Origin of the sequence: Hymenobacter sp. 102 (assembly GCF_049949205.1) — a bacterium.
Classification (GTDB): Bacteria; Bacteroidota; Bacteroidia; order Cytophagales; family Hymenobacteraceae; genus Hymenobacter.
Map to the genome: position 1 here is coordinate 3,567,871 of NZ_CP188172.1, position 17,866 is coordinate 3,585,736.

Consider the following 17,866-nt stretch of genomic DNA (forward strand, 5'->3'; position numbering starts at 1 on the left):
AGCCTACACCGCCCGGGCGGGCAGCGTCTGGCGCAGCCACTGATAGAGGCGGTCCACGTCGGGTTTGCGGAACAGCTCGGTGCCGGGGTTCATGGTGGCGGCTGAGCCGCAGGCCACACCCAGGCGAATGACTTCGGGCAGGCTCAGGCCGGTGCTGAGGCCGTGCACCAAGCCGGCCACCATACTGTCGCCGGCGCCCACGGTGCTGCGCTTTTTCACGGCGGGGGCGGGCACGTGGTCTACCTGGTCGCGGGTGATGAGGCAGGCGCCCTGCGGCCCCAGCGACACGGCCAGGATGTCGGCCTGGCCGGCCTGTACCAGCTGACGGGCGGCCAGGGTCATGGCGTCGTTGTCGAGCTCATCGGTGCCGGCCAGCTTGCTCAGCTCGCCCACGTTGGGCTTGGCCAGGTACACGCCCTCCTGCAATACCGCCTGCAGGGCCGGGCCCGAGGTATCGGCCACTACCTTCACGCCGCGGTTTTTGGCGGCCCGCACAACCCGCGTCAGCCACTGCGGGTCTACGCCGGGCGGCAGGCTGCCACTCACCACCAGAAACTCGGCATCGGTAGCCAGCTGCTTAAGCTCGTCGAGTACCAGCTGCTGCTCTTCGGGGCGCAGCTCGGTGCCGGGCATGCCGAAGCGGTACTGCTGGCTGGTGCTGCTGTCTACCACAATGAAGTTCTCGCGGGTGTCGGCCTGGGTGGGTACGGCGCGGTAGGGCAGCTGCTCCTGGGTCAGCAACTCCTGCAGGCGCTGCCCCGTGGGCCCGCCAGCCGGAAACACGGCCACCGACTCGGAGCCCAGCCGCTGCAGCGCCCGGCTTACGTTGATGCCCCCGCCGCCGGGCTCGAACTTGGGCGCCGCGCACCGGATTTTCTGGTCGGGCTGGATGTGGTCGGCGGTGGTGCTTTTATCGACGGTAGGGCTGAGCGTGAGCGTGACGATGTGGGCCATAAGCGAAGGAAGAAAACGAGCAGGTGAAGTACCGTGTACTGCCGATTCGGGCGGAGGTTGTGGGCGGGCCGTGGCGGTTGGCGGCAAAAAGTAAACATCCGTGGGCATTTATCGTCTTACCAGATCAGCACCGCCGTGCCCACAACCGGCCGCGGCTACCGTACTTGCCCCCTCTTTCGCTCCGCTATGCTACGCAAACGCCTGCTTTCTCTGCTAACTCTGGCCCTGACGCCGGCCCTGCTCCGGGCCCAGACTACCATAACGGGCTCCATCCGCTTCGGCGGTACCGTGCGCGACTATCGCCTCTACGTGCCCCGCGCCTACACCGGCTCCCGGCCCGTGCCGCTGCTGCTGAACCTGCACGGCTACGGTTCCAACAACGTGGAGCAGGAGCAGTACGGCGACTTCCGGGCCATTGCCGATACGGCCAACTTTCTGGTGCTGCACCCTAACGGCACCGTCGACGCGGCCGGCAACCGGTACTGGAACACGTTTACGGCCCCCAACAGCGGCGGCCCCGACGACGTGGCCTTCCTGACGGCGCTGCTCGACTCGGTGAGTGCGCGCTACCGCGTGGAGCCCGGCCGGGTGTACAGCACCGGCATGAGCAACGGCGGCTTCATGAGTTACGAGCTGGCCTGCCAGCTGAGCGGCCGTATTGCTGCCATTGCCTCCGTTACGGGCAGCATGGTGGCCAGCCGGCAGGCCGCGTGTGCTCCCACGCGCCCGGTGCCCATCCTCGAAATCCACGGCACCGCCGACGGGACCGTGCCTTACAACGGCAACATTCTGTTTCAGCCCATTCCCACGGTGCTCAGTAGCTGGGTACAGCGCAACGGCTGCAACCCCACGCCTATCATCACCCAACTGCCCGATATCAACCCCACCGACGGCAGCACTGTGGAGCGGCAGCTGTACACCGGGGGCCGCAACGGCAGCGTGGTGGAGCATTTGCGCATCATCGGGGGCGGCCACACTTGGCCGGGGGCGCCGGTCAACATCGGCGTTACTAACCGCGACATCAGCGCCAGCCGGGAAATCTGGCGGTTTCTGCGGCCCTACCGGCTTTCGGGGCTGGTAACAACGGCCCGCGAGGCCCTGAAGCAGCAGCTGACGGTAGCTCCCAACCCCGCCCGCGGCCCGGTAACGCTGCGCTTCGGAGCCGGCGGGCTGCAGCCCGCTCAGGTGCAGGTAACTGATGCCGTGGGGCGCGTGGTAGCCACCCCGGTGCGGCGCGCCGCCGATGGCAGCCTGCAGCTGGCCGCCGAAAGCTGGCCCGCCGGTATCTACTGGGTGCGGGTGGAGGTAGCCGGCCAGCACCTCTACCGCCGCCTGCTGAAAGTAGCCGAGTAGCCTGAATCGTCATTGAACCGGGTTATTATGGGGGTTCCGGCCGCAGGGTGCATACCTGTGCGCCGGTAAACCCGCAAATTTGTCCGTCCTTTGTTCCCGCTTGTTTTTCCTTGTTTGCCTATGTCGGCTCCTGTTTTATCGCTGCGCACCGTTGCCGTAACGCGCTACATTATTCCGCTGCGGGAAGGTGGCTCCCTGCCGGCCCTGGTGGAGGCCGATGATGGCTTTATGTACGTGGTGAAATTTCGGGGGGCGGGCCAGGGCCCTAAGGCGCTGATTGCCGAGCTGATTGTGGGCGAAATTGCCCGGCTGCTGGGCCTGCGCGTGCCCGAGCTGGTGTTCATCACCCTCGATGAAGCCTTTGGCCGCACCGAGCCCGACGAGGAAATTCAGGACCTGCTGCGCTTCAGCACCGGTCTCAACCTGGCCCTGCACTTCCTGGCCGGTGCCGTCACCTTCGACCCCATCATCAACGACGTGGATCCCCGGCTGGCCTCGCTGGTGGTGTGGCTGGATAGCCTCACGCTAAACGTAGACCGCACTGCCCGCAATACCAATATGCTGATGTGGCACCGGGAGCTGTGGCTCATCGACCACGGGGCGGCGCTGTACGTGCACCACAGCGGCCCGGGCTGGGCCGCCAAGGCCACCCGCCCGTTTCCGCAGCTCAAAGACCACGTGCTGTTGCCCCTTGCCACCGAGCTGGCGGCCGTGGATGCCGAGGCCCATGCCCGTCTGTCGGCCGAAGCCTTCACGGCCATTGTGGCCCTGGTGCCCGACGAGTGGCTGCAGGAGCCCGACCTGAGCCCCGCCGAGCAGCGGGCCCAGTACGTGGCGTTTCTGACGGCCCGGCTGGCCGTCTCTCCCTCATTTGTTCAGGAAGCCCAATCTGCCCGCAATGCACTTGTTTGAGTATGCCGTGCTGCGCGTGGTGCCCCGCGTAGAGCGTGAAGAGTTTTTGAATGTGGGCGTGATTCTGTACTGCTCGGCCCAGGGGTTTCTGCAAACCCGCTGCCACCTGCCCGAAGCCCGTCTGGAGGCCTTTGCCGGCTCCGGCCTCGACCTCGACGACCTGCGGGCCCGGCTACGGGCGTTTGAGCGCATCTGTCAGGGCCGGCGCGAAGGTGGGCCTATCGGGCAGCTGGCCGTGGCCTCCCGGTTTCGGTGGCTCACGGCCATGCGCAGCACCATGGTGCAAACGTCGGCGGTGCACCCCGGCCTGTGCGAAGATGCCGCGGCTACGCTGGACCGCCTCTATGAGCAGTTAGTAGCTTGATAATGAGCTTGCTTTATGCGAAAATTTGGCTATATTCCAATAGTCAACTCTCACTAAACCAGGTAGATTATGGAATTGCACAACAACTGGCCCGTTCAGCGCGGACTACATCTCAACCGCTTACCGTGGTGGATGTATGCCCTGTCCATTCCGGCCGTGTACCTGTTTGGCTGGGTGCTGCATCTGCTGGGCGTAATTCCGGGGTAGCAGTCAACCCACTATTGCCCATACGCCTGGGGCCGGCAAATCACTCGTGTGCGTTGCCGGCCCCAGGCGTACAGGCAATAGTCAGGCATCAAGCTGTGGGCAGAGCTAGTAGCTGCTGGGTCACGGTAAACAGCAAATGATAGATTTCCTGGAGGCGTTCCGGCTCGGTAATGGCCCGTTCCTCAGTGAAGGTCAGCTGCACGGGGGAGGAGTCCTTATGTGAAGAGGGTGCCAGCGTCAGGCGGGCATTGGGGTAATGCAGCAGCGTATTGCGCACCTCCGCGTAGGCTAATAGCTGCCGAAGCGTGTCGGGCTGGTTGGTGGTGATAATGAATGCTTCATCCAGTTCTGGGTCGCCCAGCTCTATATCCTGCAGCCCCAACAGTTTGCCTATTTCATGCACCCAGTCTTGTTCGTGCAGGGCAAAATGAAAGGCTGTGGGTACAGGAACGGAGGCCATCAGGGTTGTCAATTCATACCCGCCTTCAAATCCGCCCCCCAAATCAATATCCAACTCCAGCCGAACATGAAAATCCTGCTGGTACAGGTCGGCGCGGTATTCGTACAAATCTTGCTGCCGCGCCATATGGTCCGCTATCTGCTGCCATAAAGCGCCCTCCGTATCGGCCCGGAAGGTTGGAAGTGCTGCCATCATAAAGGGAGTAGAAGGGGATGAGTCTGTTACTTGAATTGGCCGCGCAAAGTTGTTAGTACCCCCGTTGCAGCTGTACCGGGTTTTCCACCGGCTCTGCGCGTAGCACATGCTGCAGATTGCGCAGGAACAGTTCCACTTTGCCTTCGTCCTCGGCTGGGCGCCCGCCCCCGCTATGCTGGGTGAGTAGTACCCGCGGCAGCTTCCAGATAGGACTATCGGCTGGTAAGGGTTCCTGGGCCGTTACATCGAGAACTGCTCCCCCGAGACGCCCGGCCTGCAGGGCAGCAATGAGGGCAAGCTCATCGGTGGTGGTACCACGGCCTACGTTGGCGTATAATGCGTGAGCCGGCAGGGCGTCAATCAGTTCCCGGGAAAAGAATTTCTTGGCACTGCCGGGTAGGCAATTCACCACAATATCAGTAGCCGGGAGGGCTGCCAGTAACTCCGCACGGGTGTGTATGTGGGCGCTAGGGTCGGTGCGAGCCAAAAACTGTACGCTGCACCCGAACCCCCGAAGCTGCTCAGCCACGGCCTGTCCAATGGCTCCGCTGCCGAGAATGATAACCCGCTGCCCGCGCAGCAGCCCCAGCCGGGGCCGCACGGCCGCGCCCTCCCAGTGGCGCTGCTGTTGCCACACGGCCAGTTCCGGAATGTAGCGCAGCAGCCCCAGCAGTCCTGCCACCATTGTCTCGGCGCAGGCCCAGGCGAAGAAGTCACCCATATTGGCTACCGGAAAACCCGGCTGTAACTGCTGGTACCGGTCGATGCCCGCTGAGTCAATCTGCCAGAACTGTAGCCTGCCAGGAAGCGTGGGCTGCAGCCATTCAAGGGGCGGGTTGCCCAGCAGGAAGTGGGCCGTCAGCAGCTGCTCACGCTGCTGCTCGGGCGGTATATCCGTCCGGAAAGTAGCCCGTATGGTAGCCGGCAGGTGCAGCAGCAACTGGGCCCGGGCTTCGGGCCGGAGTGGGGTGTGCACGAACAGATGCATGTAACTCATAGGAGTGGCATAGGAGGTAGGTAACGGGCTGACCCTTATACAGCAAAAAGCCCCGTACCGGTTGGTTCGGGGCTTTTTTCAGGCTGCTTGCCGGAGGAGATTAGTCCTTGCGCGAATACTGCTCGTACCGTACAGGGTCTTTTTTCTTGTCTTTTTTACGGCCAATAATGCCGCCGGCTGCGGCTCCGGCTACAGTACCTATTACGGCTCCTTTACCACCGCCTACCACGGCTCCGGTTACAGCGCCGGCACCACCGCCGATGGCCGCACCTTTTGCTTTTTTGCTCCAGCTTTTTCTGGGCCGGGTCTGCGCATCGGCGTCAGCTACAATAGCAGTGCTTTCCAGTACAAACAGAGCCGAAAGCGCGGCTGCAAATATTTTGATGGTTTTCATAATCAGAAGCAGTTAAACCCATATGGGAGTGTATGGTGGATTTAACGGATGGCTGTGGTTGAGGTTCGCAATGTGCCATAATTTTATACGTGCAGGTATTGCCAGGTACAGAAATTAGGGTATGAATAAACCCCGGCTGCCAAGTAGCAACCGGGGTTTCGGGTTCATCAGAAATTTTCCGCGACTTAGCGTGCGTCCGCTTTGGTATCGGAGACAGGTGCGGCGGTACCCGACTTCTTCACGTACGTATCCAGCCAGGAGTTCATTTCCCATAGCATGTGCATGATGGATTCGTGGGCAGTGTAGCCGTGGGCCTCGGCTGGCAACACCACGTAGCGCACCGTGGCCCCGTTGCCCTTGAGGGCATTGTAAAACCGCTCACTCTGGATGGGGAAAGTCCCGGAGTTATTATCGGCTTCTCCATGGATCAGCAGCAGAGGAGTCTTGATTTTGTCGGCGTAATTGAACGGCGACATGGTGTTGTATACCTGTGGCGCCTGCCAGTAGGTACGCTCCTCGCCCTGGAACCCGAACGGCGTGAGCGTGCGGTTATAAGCACCGCTGCGGGCAATGCCAGCCTTGAAAAGGTTGCTGTGTGCCAGCAGGTTCGCCGTCATAAAGGCACCGTAGCTGTGGCCCATAACCGCCACCCGGTTGGCATCAACCACACCCAGGCGCTTGCCCTCATCAATGGCTGCTTTGGCAGAGGCCGTCAGTTGTTCCACATAGGTATCGTTAGGCTCGCTGGTGCCCTCGCCCACAATTGGAATACTGGTACCCTGGAGCACCGCGTACCCCTGCGTTACCCAGAATACGGGTGAGCCCCAGCTAAACCGGGTGAACGTGTACGGCGAGCCTTTCACCTGCCCGGCGTCCTTCTTGTCTTTGAACTCAACGGGGTACGCCTCCATCAGCGTGGGCAGCGGACCATCCTCTTTCTTGTAGTTGGGCGGCAGGTACAGGTTGGCCGTCAGGTCCACGCCGTCGGCCCGCTTGTACTTGAGCACCTGCTTCTGCAGGTTGCCCAGCGTGGCGTAGGGGTTCGGGAATTTGGTGAGTTGAACCGGCTTGGGGTTGGGGGCGTCGCGCAGGAAGTAGTTGGGCGCTTCCGTCTGCGACTCGCGGCGCGTTACGAACACGTGCTTGTTGGCATCCAGAATGGTAACGGGAACCTCGTAGTACGGGGCTTCCGAGCGCCACCACCGCGCGCTTTTCTTGGTGCGCACGTTCATTTCATCCACAAAAGGCCGGTCGCCTTCCGCCGAGGCTCCACCCCCGATGAAGTACACCATATCGGCGTTGGCATCCGTGGCCAGCACCCGCCGGCCCAGTTCGTTGCGGCGCAGGAAAGGCGTACCGGGGTCAGTGTACGTATCCTGCGAGGAACGCTCAAACAGTGGCGTCAGTGAGGTTTTGGTGGCCAGATCCAGGGTCCAGAGGGCTTCTTTCCGGTCGGCCCAGCGGTAGCCTTCCACCAGCGCCAGCTTATCGGAGCCGCTCCAGTAGATGCGGCTGAAGCGCAGGGGCAGCGAGGCCAGTTCCTGGGGCTGCCCGTCGAAGGGGGCGCCGAGGGCGTAGAGCTTGTCGCGCACCGGGGCTTCGGTTTTGGGGTTGCCGCCATCCTGGGCTTCTACCCAGAACAAAGTATTGGGGGCATCTTCGCGCCAGCCCACATTCCGGGGGCCGGTCGGTACCCCGTCGAAGCTGGTAGGCACATTGTCAGCCAGTGGAAGGTTGGCAACTTCCTTCACTACCAGCCCTTCCATATTCAGCACGTCGAGGCGTAGCGGGAAGCTGTTGATGGGCAGCGTGTAGGAATACGGCCGGTGACGGGTGCCAACCAGCACGTATTTGCCGCTTGGGGAAGGCGAGGCCTGCTCAATAACGCCCGGCTGGCCCAGTGGGGCCATGCGGCCGTCCAGCCCTACTTTCACTACTTGGGTAAGGCCGTAATAATCGAATAACCGCTCGTCAACCGGGTTTTTCAGCAAATCCTGGTAGGTGCGCGCCGCGGTGGTGCGGCCCACATTCTGCTGAATGGTTGGCCCTGTGGGCGGGGCCATGGGATTGGGAGCTTCACCCCGGCCACCCACCACGGCCCGGGCAATAATGGTTTTGCTGTCCGATACCCATTCGTAGGGAGTACCCAGCACGCCGTTCAGAAACAGGTTGGGTACCAGCTTGGCCGTGGCCGAAGCCACATCCACCAGCCACAACTCAACGTGGCTGGCTGTGGTGTGCGTGAATGCAATTCTGGTATTATCCGGTGACCATTGCACGTCGCTGATGCGGGCGTTGGCCGGGAGGCCCTGTACCAGCAGTTCCTTACCTTCCGGCAAACGCTGCAGCCGCAGCGACGAGGAGTAGCTCACGCGGCTGGCCCCGTTGGTGCGCGGGTTTATACGCAGCCCGGCCAAGCGCATTTCCGGCTGGCTGAGTTCGGCAATGGAAGGCATATCCCGCACATCCATCAGCAACATCCATTGGCCATTGGACGCGAAGCTGACGCGCGGCGTCAGGGGAGCGTCCACTAAGGTTGCAATGGCCCGCGGCGGCGTTTGGTAGGGAAGATCCTGCGCTTCGGCCAACCCAACGGTAGCCACGCACAAAGCCAGCGTGAGTCGAAGTAATTTCATACAAAAATGGTAAGCAACTGATTAGTATCTACAAAGGACGGTACAATCCGGCAAATTCGCTACTGCCAGTTGTAACTTGTTCATCTGGTGCACCGTACTGTTGTGTTTTGCCTGTTCGTACCCAGCAGAAAAGCCTCACCACATTGGCGAGGCTTTTCTGCGGATAGTACCAAGTACGCCGGCCCGCGTAACTTTTCGTGTTGTCGGGCTGTTGCCGCCGCCGGACCGTAGCTGCTTAGGCAGGTAGTTGTCGGTGAAAGGCAATTTCGGCCACCGCTTTGCGCTGACGGGGCGCTTTTTCCCGGCTAAGGAAGGGCTCTTCCAGCTGCTCCGCGTTGCCAATGTAACCCAAGGCCAGTATAACCACCGGCTCCAGAGTATCCGGTAGCTGAAAAGTATGCTTAACCTTATCCCGGTCAAAGCCGCCCATGAAATGGCCATGGAGACCGAGGGCAGTAGCTTCCAGAATCAGATTGCCGTTTGCCAGCCCCAGGTCGTGCAGAGCAGCACCGTTGGGGGTGCCGTTGTCGTATTGGGTCTGGGCCAGAGCCAGAATCAGTACGGGCGCGTGGCGGGCCCAGGGCTGATTGCCGGGCAACAGGCACTCGGTCAACTGCTGGAAGGCCTCAGTGTCGGCGTGGTGGGCATAGATATAGCGCCACGGCTGCGCGTTCATGGCACTGGGGGCCCAGGCAGCAGCCTCGAAGAGCTGCTGCAGGGTTTCGGGGGCTACCGGGTAACTGGCAAAGGCCCGCGGACTCCAGCGCTGACGAATTGCTTCCTGTACCGGAAATGTAGTGTTGGCAGGTTTCATAAGAAGGGAATGGCAGCTGAAGTTACCTGGTATTGGCGAATGCAGAAGGGAAGGAAGAAAGTAGCAGCGGGTGGCTACAGAGCCATCGGCACTTCCATTAACAGCAAGCGGGTAGCCGTAGCGGCCTGTATCTGCAGGGTGTTGGTGTCCCAGATGCCGAGCCCGTCGCGGCGGCTAAGCTGGTGGCCCGCCACGGCAGCCTCGCCTTCGAGCACGAAAACGTACACCCCATTCCCCGACTTTTTGAGTTGGTAATCGGTGGTGAAGCCGGCATCTAAGTCTGCCAGATGAAACCAGGCATCCTGATGAATCCATACCCCGGCATCATCCGGATTCGGGGACAACACCTGCTGAAACTTGTTGCGGCGGTCTTCGGCGCGGAAGCTCTGCTGGTCGTAGCGCGGGGTAACATTGCGCTTGTTTGGGAACACCCAGATCTGCAGAAACTGCACTGGCTCGGAACTGCTATGGTTCTTCTCGCTGTGGGCAATGCCAGTACCCGCGCTCATCACCTGCACGTCGCCACTGCGGATAATGCCATGGTTGCCGGCGCTGTCCTTGTGCTCCAGCGTGCCATTGAGCGGAATGCTGATGATTTCCATGTTATCGTGCGGGTGGGTGCCGAAGCCCATGCCACCGGCTACGGTATCATCATTGAGTACCCGCAGCGCCCCGAAATGCACCCGCGCCGGGTTCTGGTAGCCCGCAAAGCTGAAGGTGTGGTACGAGTTAAGCCAGCCATGATTGGCGTGGCCCCGGGTTGCGGCTTTATCTAAAATGGTCTGCATGAGGTTTAGTGAGTAAGTAAGAATGCAAATATATGTACATACATCAATTGATGGCAATGTAGTTCATATACTTTTCTGTTTTTGGTGCCACATGCGGCTGGTAGGGCTGAATACGCTGGATAAAAAATAAATATATCGTGTTATTAGTCAGGGGTTCATGAGAAGCGTTGCGAAGGATACAGCTGAAACAGGTGACAAACAACTCACGTCAAACTTCTCACCAGCAAGTATCGGCTGGAGGATGATGCGTAAGGCGAAATAGCGGGCTTGCCTAAGCATCTTTCACCATATATACGGGCTGTAAAACGGAAGCTATACGTTTAGTTGCTGACCTTTGGAAGTTCCCAAGTGCTACGCTTCTTCCGGCTATTCACTATGTTTTTGCTGCCCACTGCTCCCGTTGTTTCCCGGCTGGCTCCTACTCCAAGTGGCTACCTGCACTTGGGTAATGCCGTCAATTTTACCCTCACCTGGCTGCTCACGCGGCAGGCCAGGGGCGTGCTACACTTGCGCATTGATGATTTAGACCGTGCTCGGTTCCGACCTGCTTACCTGGATAATATCTTCCGTACACTAGAGTGGCTGGGCCTCGACTATGACTACGGCCCCACCGGCCCCACCGATTTTGAGCAGCAGTTTTCCCAGCAGCAGCGCCTGCCCGAGTATGCAGCCGTACTGCAGGCCGCCCTCACTGCTTATCCTGGGTTGTTTTACGCCTGCCGCTGCTCCCGTACCGAACTTGCCCGGCAGGTAGCAGCTGACGGGCGATACCCCGGTATCTGCCGGGAAAGCCAGGTGTCGCTGACCGAGCCGCACGTGGCCTGGCGCGTACGGGTTCCACATCCGACAACAATATCCTTCTCCGATTTGGCTCTGGGGCCCGTACACCGGCACCCACAGGCGGAGTTAGGCGATTTTGTAGTCCGGAAAAAGGATGGGACTCCCGCGTACCAGGTGGCCTCTATTCTGGATGACGTACGGCTGGGAGTGACGCTCATTATACGCGGCCAGGATTTGCTGCCTAGCACCGCCGCGCAGTTATGGCTGGCGCCATATCTGCCAGGGCAGGCAACCTTCGCGGCCACGCAGTTTCTGCACCATGGGCTGCTGCTGGATACTCAGGGTAGCAAACTCTCCAAATCGACCCAAGCCGGGAACCAGCGGGGAATTATGGAAGAGGCCGCCTCACCCCGGGTGGTATATCAGGCATTGGCAGCGTTGTTGGGTCTGCCGTTAAGCCACAGCACTTCGTTAACTAGGTTACGAGCCAGCCTGTTTGAAGCCAAATCAAAGTACTGTATATCAAATGTAAATAATTGATTAAGGTCTATGCTGATCTTATTTGTGCCGCATTCTGCAGCCATTGAATTACTTGGGTATGCTTAAAGTAGAAGGTTGAGCAGCTAGCTAAGAAGGAGAGGCACTACTCGTGAGCCAGTGCTGGAACACAAAGTAGAAGAGTGCACGGTGGAGAGGATGATGTGGTCTAGAGGAAAACATCATCTCGTATGGAACGACCCGAACAGTATATGTAGCAGATTCGAGAACGGTGTAGCTATTAACGCAGGGCGTCCGTAAGCGGGTGTATGCAAGCGTATTCTCAGGATTTGCGCCAGCGCGTTGCGCAGGCGTGTGCCGAGCCCGGTGCGCGACAGGCATAGGTGGCGGCCCGCTTCTGCGTGAGCGTGGCCTTTGTGGGCAAGCTGTTGCAGCGACAAACGGGGTCGGTGGCGGCCCTACCGGGCTGGGGCGGCCCGCCGCGCTGCCTAGACGCGGCCGCCCAGGCGTGGCTGGTCGCTGAGGTCGGGCGGCGGGCGGGCGTGACGCTGGCTGAGTTGCGTGACGTGCTGTTAGCCCAGACCGGGCAGCGCATAAGCATCGGCTCGGTCTGGCGGGTGCTGGATGAGCAGGGGCTGCGCCGCAAAAAAAAGCCTGCACGCCAGCGAGCGTGACACGGAAAGGGTACGGGCCTCGCGCCGGCAGCACGTGGAAGCCGTGGCCCAGTGCACAGATGTGCATCGGTGTTACTTTCTGGACGAAACGGGCGTGCACCTAGACTACTGCCGGCGCTACGCACGGGCCGTGGGCGGCCGGCGCGCGGCCGGGGCTGTGCGGCTCAAGCGCGGTAAGAGCCTGACGTTGATTGGGGTACTGGGCGCAGGCGGGCTGACCGCCGTGCAGGTACTGGGCGGGGCGCTGAACAGGCGCAGCTTTGCTTTCTACGTCGGCCGGGTACTCGGCCCGCAGTTGCGCCGCGGGGATGTGCTGGTGCTCGATAATCTGCCGGTGCACAAGCTGAGTGGGCTGCAGCAAGAACTAGTGCGGAGCGGCGTGGAGATGCTGTTTCTGCCGCCCTACTCGCCCTAATTCTCCCCCGTTGAGCAAGCTTGGAGCAAGATCAAAACCAAATTCTGCCAAGTCCAGACCCGCACCCGCGAAGCATTCGACGTTACTATCCAAGTCGCCAAAGCTTGGTTCAACTACTGCGGCTATTATGTACAACGTTCTTGAATCCTCTATAGCTTCCAATTGATAAGGAGTATATATGTTATGATTATATTTTAAGTTATTAGTTAAAAAGACATTAAATTATCAAAATTTATGAGAAATAATTGTAAATGTGTTGGTATTATATAATTTTGAGCTGGTCCATAGTTTTCGTAAATACTTCATCCCCTACATGCGGAAAAAACTACTCAGTGCGCTGTTACTAACGCCTCTGTTTGTACAGTATGCAAATGCTCAGACCCGTGAGATTTCGGGCAGAGTAACAGACCGGGCCAAAGGCGAGGGCCTACCCGGCGTTACAGTACTGGTAAAAGGAACCTCGATTGGTGCTTCTACCAATAGCGACGGGACGTTCACAATATCTGTTCCCACTACCGCATCAGCTCTGATATTCAGCTCCATCGGGTATGTAAGCGTAGAAAGAGCAATCGGCCAAGACACTCAAATTAACGTTGGCCTCGCTTCTGACAGTAAACAACTAGGTGAGGTAGTTGTAACTGCACTTGGCCGGGAGCAGGAGAAAAAGTCTCTGGGTTTCTCTGTCTCCGAGGTGAAAACGGAAGAGTTGGTACAGGCTCGTTCCACCAACGTAGTAAACTCTTTAGCTGGTAAAGTAGCTGGTGTTCGGATTCAAGCATCTAACGGGATGGTTGGATCCTCATCTAACATCTTTATCCGTGGTCTAACCACATTTACGGGCAGTAACCAGCCCCTGTTTGTAGTTGATGGTATTCCAATTGACAACGGCGGCGGTGGCAATGCGTTGCAAGCGGGGGTATCCAACTCTAACCGCGCCATCGATATTAATCAGGATGATATTGAAACGATTTCTATTCTGAAAGGACCTGCTGCTGCCGTATTGTACGGTTCCCGAGCTGCTTCGGGAGCTGTGCTGATTACAACCAAGCGGGGTGCTCGTCTCGGGTCTAAAAAGCAGAGCGTTACGTTGTTCTCCAACTATAACATTGTGAAACCTGGCCGTCTGCCTGATTATCAGAATGTATATGGGCAGGGTAATCGTGGACAACTCAACCTGCTGTCGCAAGGATCCTGGGGACCGAGAGCAGAAGGCCAAACTATCACTAACTTTCGGGGCGAGCAGGAAGCCTTTACTATCAACCCTGATAACGTAAAGGATATCTTCAAAACGGGGTCTAACTTCCAAAACAACGTTTCGTTGTCGGGAGCAACGGACCGGACTCGTTACTTTGCGTCCTATGGTAACCTGCATGAGGTAGGTATTCTGGATAACAACGATCTAAAGCGTAATACCGTTACATTCAATGGTTCAGCCAACCTGACGGAGAAGCTGCGTACCGGCGTTAGCATGGTATTCACGAATAGCACTTCGAAGCGGACAGCTCAGGGCAATACGTTAGCCAACCCGTTCTTCAGGACGTGGTTCCTACCGCGGAGCTACGATGTGAAACGCTATCCTTTTGAGACGACAAATGGTGGTCAGCAGTCGCCCACAAGCACGGCGGCCAGCCAACTGACTACGGCTAACTCTTGGTACAGCACCGACGATAACCCGCTGTGGTCAATCAAGTACAACCGTTATAACGATGAAATTAATCGCATCGTAGGTAACGTGAATTTGGGCTATGACTTCACCAACTGGCTGTCATTGGATTACAAGTTGGGTACGGATACCTACTCCCAGATTATTAAGTATGTAAACCCACGTGATGGCCGGGGAACATTCATTGGAGGCACTCCGACGCTTGTAGGTAATATTCAGGATGAGACTTATACCCGCCGTGAGATAAGCTCCTATCTGAACCTTACTCTAAAGCACAACTTCAATGAGGATTTTGGTGCCCGCCTACTCTTAGGTAATGAAATCAACCAGCGCCGTGCAACGGATGTTGGCGTCGTGGGTAGTGATATTCAGGTTCGGGGATTCGATAATATTACCAACACACTTACCTATAATCCCTTCGCCACTCGTTCAGAGCGTCGTCTATTCGGGGTATACGGTGATTTGCAACTGGATTTCCGCAACTACCTGTTTTTAGGCCTTACGGGCCGCAGTGACTGGTCTTCTACCTTCGGGCCCAAACAGCGCCGTTACTTCTATCCCGGTGCCTCTGCTAGCTTCGTCTTCACAGATGCCATCAGCAGCCTCAAGGACAACCGCGTCCTGACCAGCGGTAAAATTCGGGGTGCCGTAGCGAAAGTAGGCCGTGAAGCTCCTGAGTATAGCACGGATACATATTACTCCTCTACCAACATTCCTGCTGACGGCTTTGGGCCCAACATCACGTATCCCTTCCGCGGGCAGTTAGGACAGTCCCTAAATAACACAGGTGGTAACCCCAATCTGGGACCAGAATTCACTACTACATATGAAGGTGGGGTGGATCTGAACCTTTTCGGGGGGCGTATCGGGTTGGAAGCAACCTACTTTAGCCAGAAAAGTGAGGATATTATCTTCGCAGTACCGGTGGCCGGGGCTTCAGGCTTCACCAATATTTTCCAGAATGTTGGCAAATCGGAATCGAAAGGCTTTGAAGTGCTGTTGAATTCTACCCCCGTAAAAATCGGTAGCTTCACTTACAGCAACTCCATTAACTGGACCCGTATCCGTAACCGGGTGGTGGAATTGGCTCCCGGAGTAACGCAGATTACGCTTGGCGGTTTCGTAACGCCCAGCACGCGCCTGATTGCCGGGCAACCCTACGGCGTACTGTTCGGCAGCGTGTTTGAACGGTTGAATGGTAAACTGCTGCTTGATGCCAATGGGCGCCCCCGCCTAGCTGCAGATAATCAAATTATCGGTGACCCCAACCCTGACTGGACGGGTGGTATGACCAATACGTTCACCTTCAAAGGCCTGTCATTGAGTGCGGTGCTGGATGTACGCTACGGTGGTGATTTGATTTCACGAAACGTGAGCGACCTGCGCCGTCAAGGTGCGGCCATTGAAACGCAGGACCGCAATCGACTGTACATTCATGACGGCGTAACGGCTGATGGGCAACCAAACCGAGTGCAGATAACGGCAGAAGACTACTACAATGATCTGTATGGCTTTGGCCGGGCTGAGTTCGTTGTGTTTGATACCTCGTGGCTACGCCTGCGCGAATTGGCATTGACCTACAACGTTGCAAAGAATATGTTGGATAAGACCCCGTTCGGCGGCATAGAGTTGGGTGTAAATGCTCGCAACGTATTCTTGTATGCCCCTAACGTGCCGCACATTGACCCGGAAGTAAACGCCCAAGGACAGAGTAACTCACAGGGTCTTGAATTCAATGCATTGCCTCAGGCTCGTACCTTCGGCGCCTCTGTGAAACTGACTTTCTAATCTTCTTGCTGGACTGACTCATGCGTATTCCGCACTTTACTAAATATTTGATGTTCACGGCTGCTCTGGGAACTTTCTCCCTGACAGCCTGCGAAGACTTTCTCGACATCAACCAGAGCCCCAACTCTGTGCTGACGCCTCCTACCAACAACCTGTTGGTAGCGGCCGAATCGGACCTGGGCTTTTTGATGGGTTCCGATGTACACCGGTACAGTTCCATCTTCGTTCAGCAATTTGCCGGGCAGGGTGGTCTGGTGCAAACAGTTGACTATGATCGGTATACCGTCACGGCAACCGACATGAATAACCTGTGGCGCACCAGCATCTATGCGGATGCCCAAGCTGATATGAAGAAGCTGATTGAGCAAACCCAGGCTACCAGTCCCAAGTACGCCGGTATTGCGAAGATTATGCAGGCTTTTCTGTTTACCGTTACTACGGATGCGTTTGGGGATATTCCTTTCTCTCAAGCCCTGCAGTTTGAAGCTCAGCTACAGCCTGCGTATGATAAGTCGGAGGATGTGTATACCGGTCTGATTACGCTGATCAACAGTGGAATCGATGATATCAAAAAGCAATCCACTCTGACACCGGGTAGTGATGACTTGCTGTACGGAGGGGATATGCTTAAGTGGGAGAAGCTGGCTAACGCCTTGAAGCTGCGGATTTACATCCACTACTATCCGAAGATATCGGCTACTGCTACTACCAACATCAACACGTTGCTGACTTCTGGGGCTCCACTTATGACCAGCACGGCGGACAACTTCCAGATGGTATTCCAGGCGCTTTCTAACCGGACCAACCCAATTGACCAGTTTGAACCGCGTCGTCAAAATCAGTTCTTCCCTAGTGCTACGCTAGTTGACCTGATGAATAGCAAAGCTGACCCCAGAAGAGCAACGTATTTCACAGAATTCCCGGCCGGACAGTACACAGGTGTAGTAAATGGTACCGGTACAGTAGTGTCAACCAGCTTTTCGCGAATGCACACTTACCTGCGTGGTGCTCGTACAGGAACCGGGGTACAGGATTACGCTGGTGATGCGCCAATCCGGATGCTCACCTTTGCGGAGCAAAACTTGATTCTAGCCGAATTTTATCAGCGCACGGGTAACACTGCACAAGCCACAAAATTTCTAACTGACGGGGTACAAGCCTCCCTGTCAATGGCATCCGTTCCGGCGGCCAATGCAACTACTTACTTAGCTACATTGCCTGCTCAGATTGCGGCCAAAGGGCTATTGAGAACAATCATTGAGGAGAAATTCATTGCGAACTACGGAGTAGCCGTGGAGCCATGGAGTGACTGGCGTCGGACAAAATTTCCAGCTATTACTCCATCCGTGGGAGCTACTTTGCCCGCCATTCCTCGCATTCTGCCTTACTCGGACTTGGAGCGGGTTACTAACCCTAACACACCGGCCCGTAGCAGCAGTGATTTGACTAAGCCCCAAGTGTTCTGGGATCCAGGAGCCTAGTTTTCTTTCCTCTGATAACGTGCGTTTTCAACACTTCATATGAACAAAGTTTTTCGATTAGCGATGTGGCTGCTGGCGGCTACACCGCTCATGAGCTGCGAGAAAGATGAGCCCGTCAATATGATTATGCCGAAGGCAAACATCATTTTTGATGATAACATCGAGAAAATTTCTGCTGACTATAAAGTAAATCAACCAATTGTGCTGAAAATCAGCGTTGGTGATCAAGCTGCTTCCGTGAATATAACGAGCAATTATGTTGTCGGTACCGCAACTAAAAGCAAAGCATTCGCGCTGCCAGTTTCCAATGGTGCAGCAACCTTATCGGTAGCGGCAAATGACTTGCGTAACTCGGGTGATGGCGCAGTTATAGGTGCCGGTTCTGCGCCTGCTTCCAGCCGGGCAGCTAATACATTCACCCTAAAAGTGGATGCTATCCTGCGGGACGGTAGTACTGAAAGTCGTTTCTATACTTTAGTAGTAGTGCAGTAAG

Annotated in this window: 16 protein-coding genes; 9 read left to right on the top strand and 7 right to left on the bottom strand. The window is 57.2% G+C overall.

Annotation, left to right across the window (positions count from 1 at the left end; genetic code table 11):
• Window positions 1–3 precede the first annotated feature (3 nt).
• Entirely contained in the window at window positions 4–954 is a 951-nt protein-coding gene (locus ACN19L_RS15375; protein ID WP_426490357.1) for a 1-phosphofructokinase family hexose kinase, read from the bottom strand.
• Between the two features lie 186 nt (window positions 955–1,140).
• Here ACN19L_RS15375 and ACN19L_RS15380 point away from each other — a divergent pair, with 186 nt between their 5' ends.
• The 4 genes from ACN19L_RS15380 to ACN19L_RS15395 all read left to right on the top strand — a co-directional run bounded on the left by ACN19L_RS15380 (window position 1,141) and on the right by ACN19L_RS15395 (window position 3,790).
• A complete protein-coding gene (locus ACN19L_RS15380) occupies window positions 1,141–2,307 on the top strand; it encodes an extracellular catalytic domain type 1 short-chain-length polyhydroxyalkanoate depolymerase (RefSeq protein ID WP_426490358.1) in 1,167 nt (388 codons plus the stop codon).
• A 120-nt stretch (window positions 2,308–2,427) separates the two neighbouring features.
• Window positions 2,428–3,219 carry a HipA family kinase gene (locus tag ACN19L_RS15385; RefSeq protein WP_426490359.1) on the top strand — a complete coding sequence of 264 codons (792 nt, stop codon included), beginning with the start codon at window positions 2,428–2,430 and terminating at the stop codon, window positions 3,217–3,219.
• On the top strand, window positions 3,197–3,583 hold the full coding sequence (locus tag ACN19L_RS15390; protein WP_426493595.1) for a DUF3037 domain-containing protein: 387 nt from the start codon (window positions 3,197–3,199) through the stop codon (window positions 3,581–3,583). Before ACN19L_RS15385 ends, ACN19L_RS15390 begins: the two co-directional genes overlap by 23 nt.
• Before the next feature lie 69 nt (window positions 3,584–3,652).
• Complete coding sequence (locus ACN19L_RS15395) at window positions 3,653–3,790, top strand: hypothetical protein (RefSeq protein ID WP_426490360.1); 138 nt, start codon at window positions 3,653–3,655, stop codon at window positions 3,788–3,790.
• A gap of 88 nt (window positions 3,791–3,878) precedes the next feature.
• Here the strand turns inward: ACN19L_RS15395 and ACN19L_RS15400 are convergent, their stop codons facing one another.
• The 6 genes from ACN19L_RS15400 to ACN19L_RS15425 all read right to left on the bottom strand — a co-directional run bounded on the left by ACN19L_RS15400 (window position 3,879) and on the right by ACN19L_RS15425 (window position 10,074).
• Window positions 3,879–4,445 (bottom strand): hypothetical protein, encoded by a 567-nt coding sequence (locus ACN19L_RS15400; protein ID WP_426490361.1) that lies wholly within the window; start codon window positions 4,443–4,445, stop codon window positions 3,879–3,881.
• Window positions 4,446–4,497: 52 nt separating this feature from the next.
• Entirely contained in the window at window positions 4,498–5,442 is a 945-nt protein-coding gene (locus ACN19L_RS15405) for a D-2-hydroxyacid dehydrogenase (RefSeq protein ID WP_426490362.1), read from the bottom strand.
• Window positions 5,443–5,542: 100 nt separating this feature from the next.
• Window positions 5,543–5,836, bottom strand: coding sequence for a YMGG-like glycine zipper-containing protein (locus tag ACN19L_RS15410; RefSeq protein WP_426490363.1), 294 nt, complete (start codon window positions 5,834–5,836; stop codon window positions 5,543–5,545).
• Between the two features lie 185 nt (window positions 5,837–6,021).
• Window positions 6,022–8,472, bottom strand: a complete 2,451-nt coding sequence (locus tag ACN19L_RS15415) for a prolyl oligopeptidase family serine peptidase (RefSeq protein ID WP_426490364.1) — start codon at window positions 8,470–8,472, stop codon at window positions 6,022–6,024.
• 235 nt (window positions 8,473–8,707) lie between these two features.
• Complete coding sequence (locus ACN19L_RS15420) at window positions 8,708–9,286, bottom strand: nitroreductase family protein (RefSeq protein WP_426490365.1); 579 nt, start codon at window positions 9,284–9,286, stop codon at window positions 8,708–8,710.
• A 74-nt stretch (window positions 9,287–9,360) separates the two neighbouring features.
• On the bottom strand, window positions 9,361–10,074 hold the full coding sequence (locus ACN19L_RS15425) for a pirin family protein (RefSeq protein WP_426490366.1): 714 nt from the start codon (window positions 10,072–10,074) through the stop codon (window positions 9,361–9,363).
• A 375-nt stretch (window positions 10,075–10,449) separates the two neighbouring features.
• On the opposite strand from ACN19L_RS15425, the gene ACN19L_RS15430 reads away from it, so the two are divergent.
• The 5 genes from ACN19L_RS15430 (at window position 10,450) to ACN19L_RS15450 (ending at window position 17,865) form a co-directional block, all read left to right on the top strand.
• Window positions 10,450–11,394: a glutamate--tRNA ligase family protein gene (locus ACN19L_RS15430; protein WP_426490367.1), complete on the top strand. Its 945-nt coding sequence runs from the start codon at window positions 10,450–10,452 to the stop codon at window positions 11,392–11,394.
• 582 nt (window positions 11,395–11,976) lie between these two features.
• Complete coding sequence (locus tag ACN19L_RS15435; protein WP_426490368.1) at window positions 11,977–12,441, top strand: transposase; 465 nt, start codon at window positions 11,977–11,979, stop codon at window positions 12,439–12,441.
• Between the two features lie 313 nt (window positions 12,442–12,754).
• Window positions 12,755–15,892: a SusC/RagA family TonB-linked outer membrane protein gene (locus tag ACN19L_RS15440; RefSeq protein ID WP_426490369.1), complete on the top strand. Its 3,138-nt coding sequence runs from the start codon at window positions 12,755–12,757 to the stop codon at window positions 15,890–15,892.
• A gap of 20 nt (window positions 15,893–15,912) precedes the next feature.
• Complete coding sequence (locus ACN19L_RS15445; RefSeq protein ID WP_426490370.1) at window positions 15,913–17,373, top strand: SusD/RagB family nutrient-binding outer membrane lipoprotein; 1,461 nt, start codon at window positions 15,913–15,915, stop codon at window positions 17,371–17,373.
• Between the two features lie 39 nt (window positions 17,374–17,412).
• Window positions 17,413–17,865: a hypothetical protein gene (locus tag ACN19L_RS15450; protein WP_426490371.1), complete on the top strand. Its 453-nt coding sequence runs from the start codon at window positions 17,413–17,415 to the stop codon at window positions 17,863–17,865.
• Window position 17,866: the final 1 nt, after the last annotated feature.

Bases quoted from the DNA above. Each gene is read 5' to 3' on its own strand.
- ACN19L_RS15395 (WP_426490360.1), top strand. From the start codon at position 3,653: ATGGAATTGCACAACAACTGGCCCGTTCAGCGCGGACTACATCTCAAC.
- ACN19L_RS15400 (WP_426490361.1), bottom strand. From the start codon at position 4,445: ATGATGGCAGCACTTCCAACCTTCCGGGCCGATACGGAGGGCGCTTTA.
- ACN19L_RS15410 (WP_426490363.1), bottom strand. From the start codon at position 5,836: ATGAAAACCATCAAAATATTTGCAGCCGCGCTTTCGGCTCTGTTTGTA.
- ACN19L_RS15385 (WP_426490359.1), top strand. From the start codon at position 2,428: ATGTCGGCTCCTGTTTTATCGCTGCGCACCGTTGCCGTAACGCGCTAC.
- ACN19L_RS15380 (WP_426490358.1), top strand. From the start codon at position 1,141: ATGCTACGCAAACGCCTGCTTTCTCTGCTAACTCTGGCCCTGACGCCG.
- ACN19L_RS15430 (WP_426490367.1), top strand. From the start codon at position 10,450: ATGTTTTTGCTGCCCACTGCTCCCGTTGTTTCCCGGCTGGCTCCTACT.
- ACN19L_RS15425 (WP_426490366.1), bottom strand. From the start codon at position 10,074: ATGCAGACCATTTTAGATAAAGCCGCAACCCGGGGCCACGCCAATCAT.
- ACN19L_RS15435 (WP_426490368.1), top strand. From the start codon at position 11,977: ATGAGCAGGGGCTGCGCCGCAAAAAAAAGCCTGCACGCCAGCGAGCGT.
- ACN19L_RS15445 (WP_426490370.1), top strand. From the start codon at position 15,913: ATGCGTATTCCGCACTTTACTAAATATTTGATGTTCACGGCTGCTCTG.
- ACN19L_RS15375 (WP_426490357.1), bottom strand. From the start codon at position 954: ATGGCCCACATCGTCACGCTCACGCTCAGCCCTACCGTCGATAAAAGC.
- ACN19L_RS15440 (WP_426490369.1), top strand. From the start codon at position 12,755: ATGCGGAAAAAACTACTCAGTGCGCTGTTACTAACGCCTCTGTTTGTA.
- ACN19L_RS15420 (WP_426490365.1), bottom strand. From the start codon at position 9,286: ATGAAACCTGCCAACACTACATTTCCGGTACAGGAAGCAATTCGTCAG.
- ACN19L_RS15450 (WP_426490371.1), top strand. From the start codon at position 17,413: ATGAACAAAGTTTTTCGATTAGCGATGTGGCTGCTGGCGGCTACACCG.
- ACN19L_RS15415 (WP_426490364.1), bottom strand. From the start codon at position 8,472: ATGAAATTACTTCGACTCACGCTGGCTTTGTGCGTGGCTACCGTTGGG.
- ACN19L_RS15405 (WP_426490362.1), bottom strand. From the start codon at position 5,442: ATGAGTTACATGCATCTGTTCGTGCACACCCCACTCCGGCCCGAAGCC.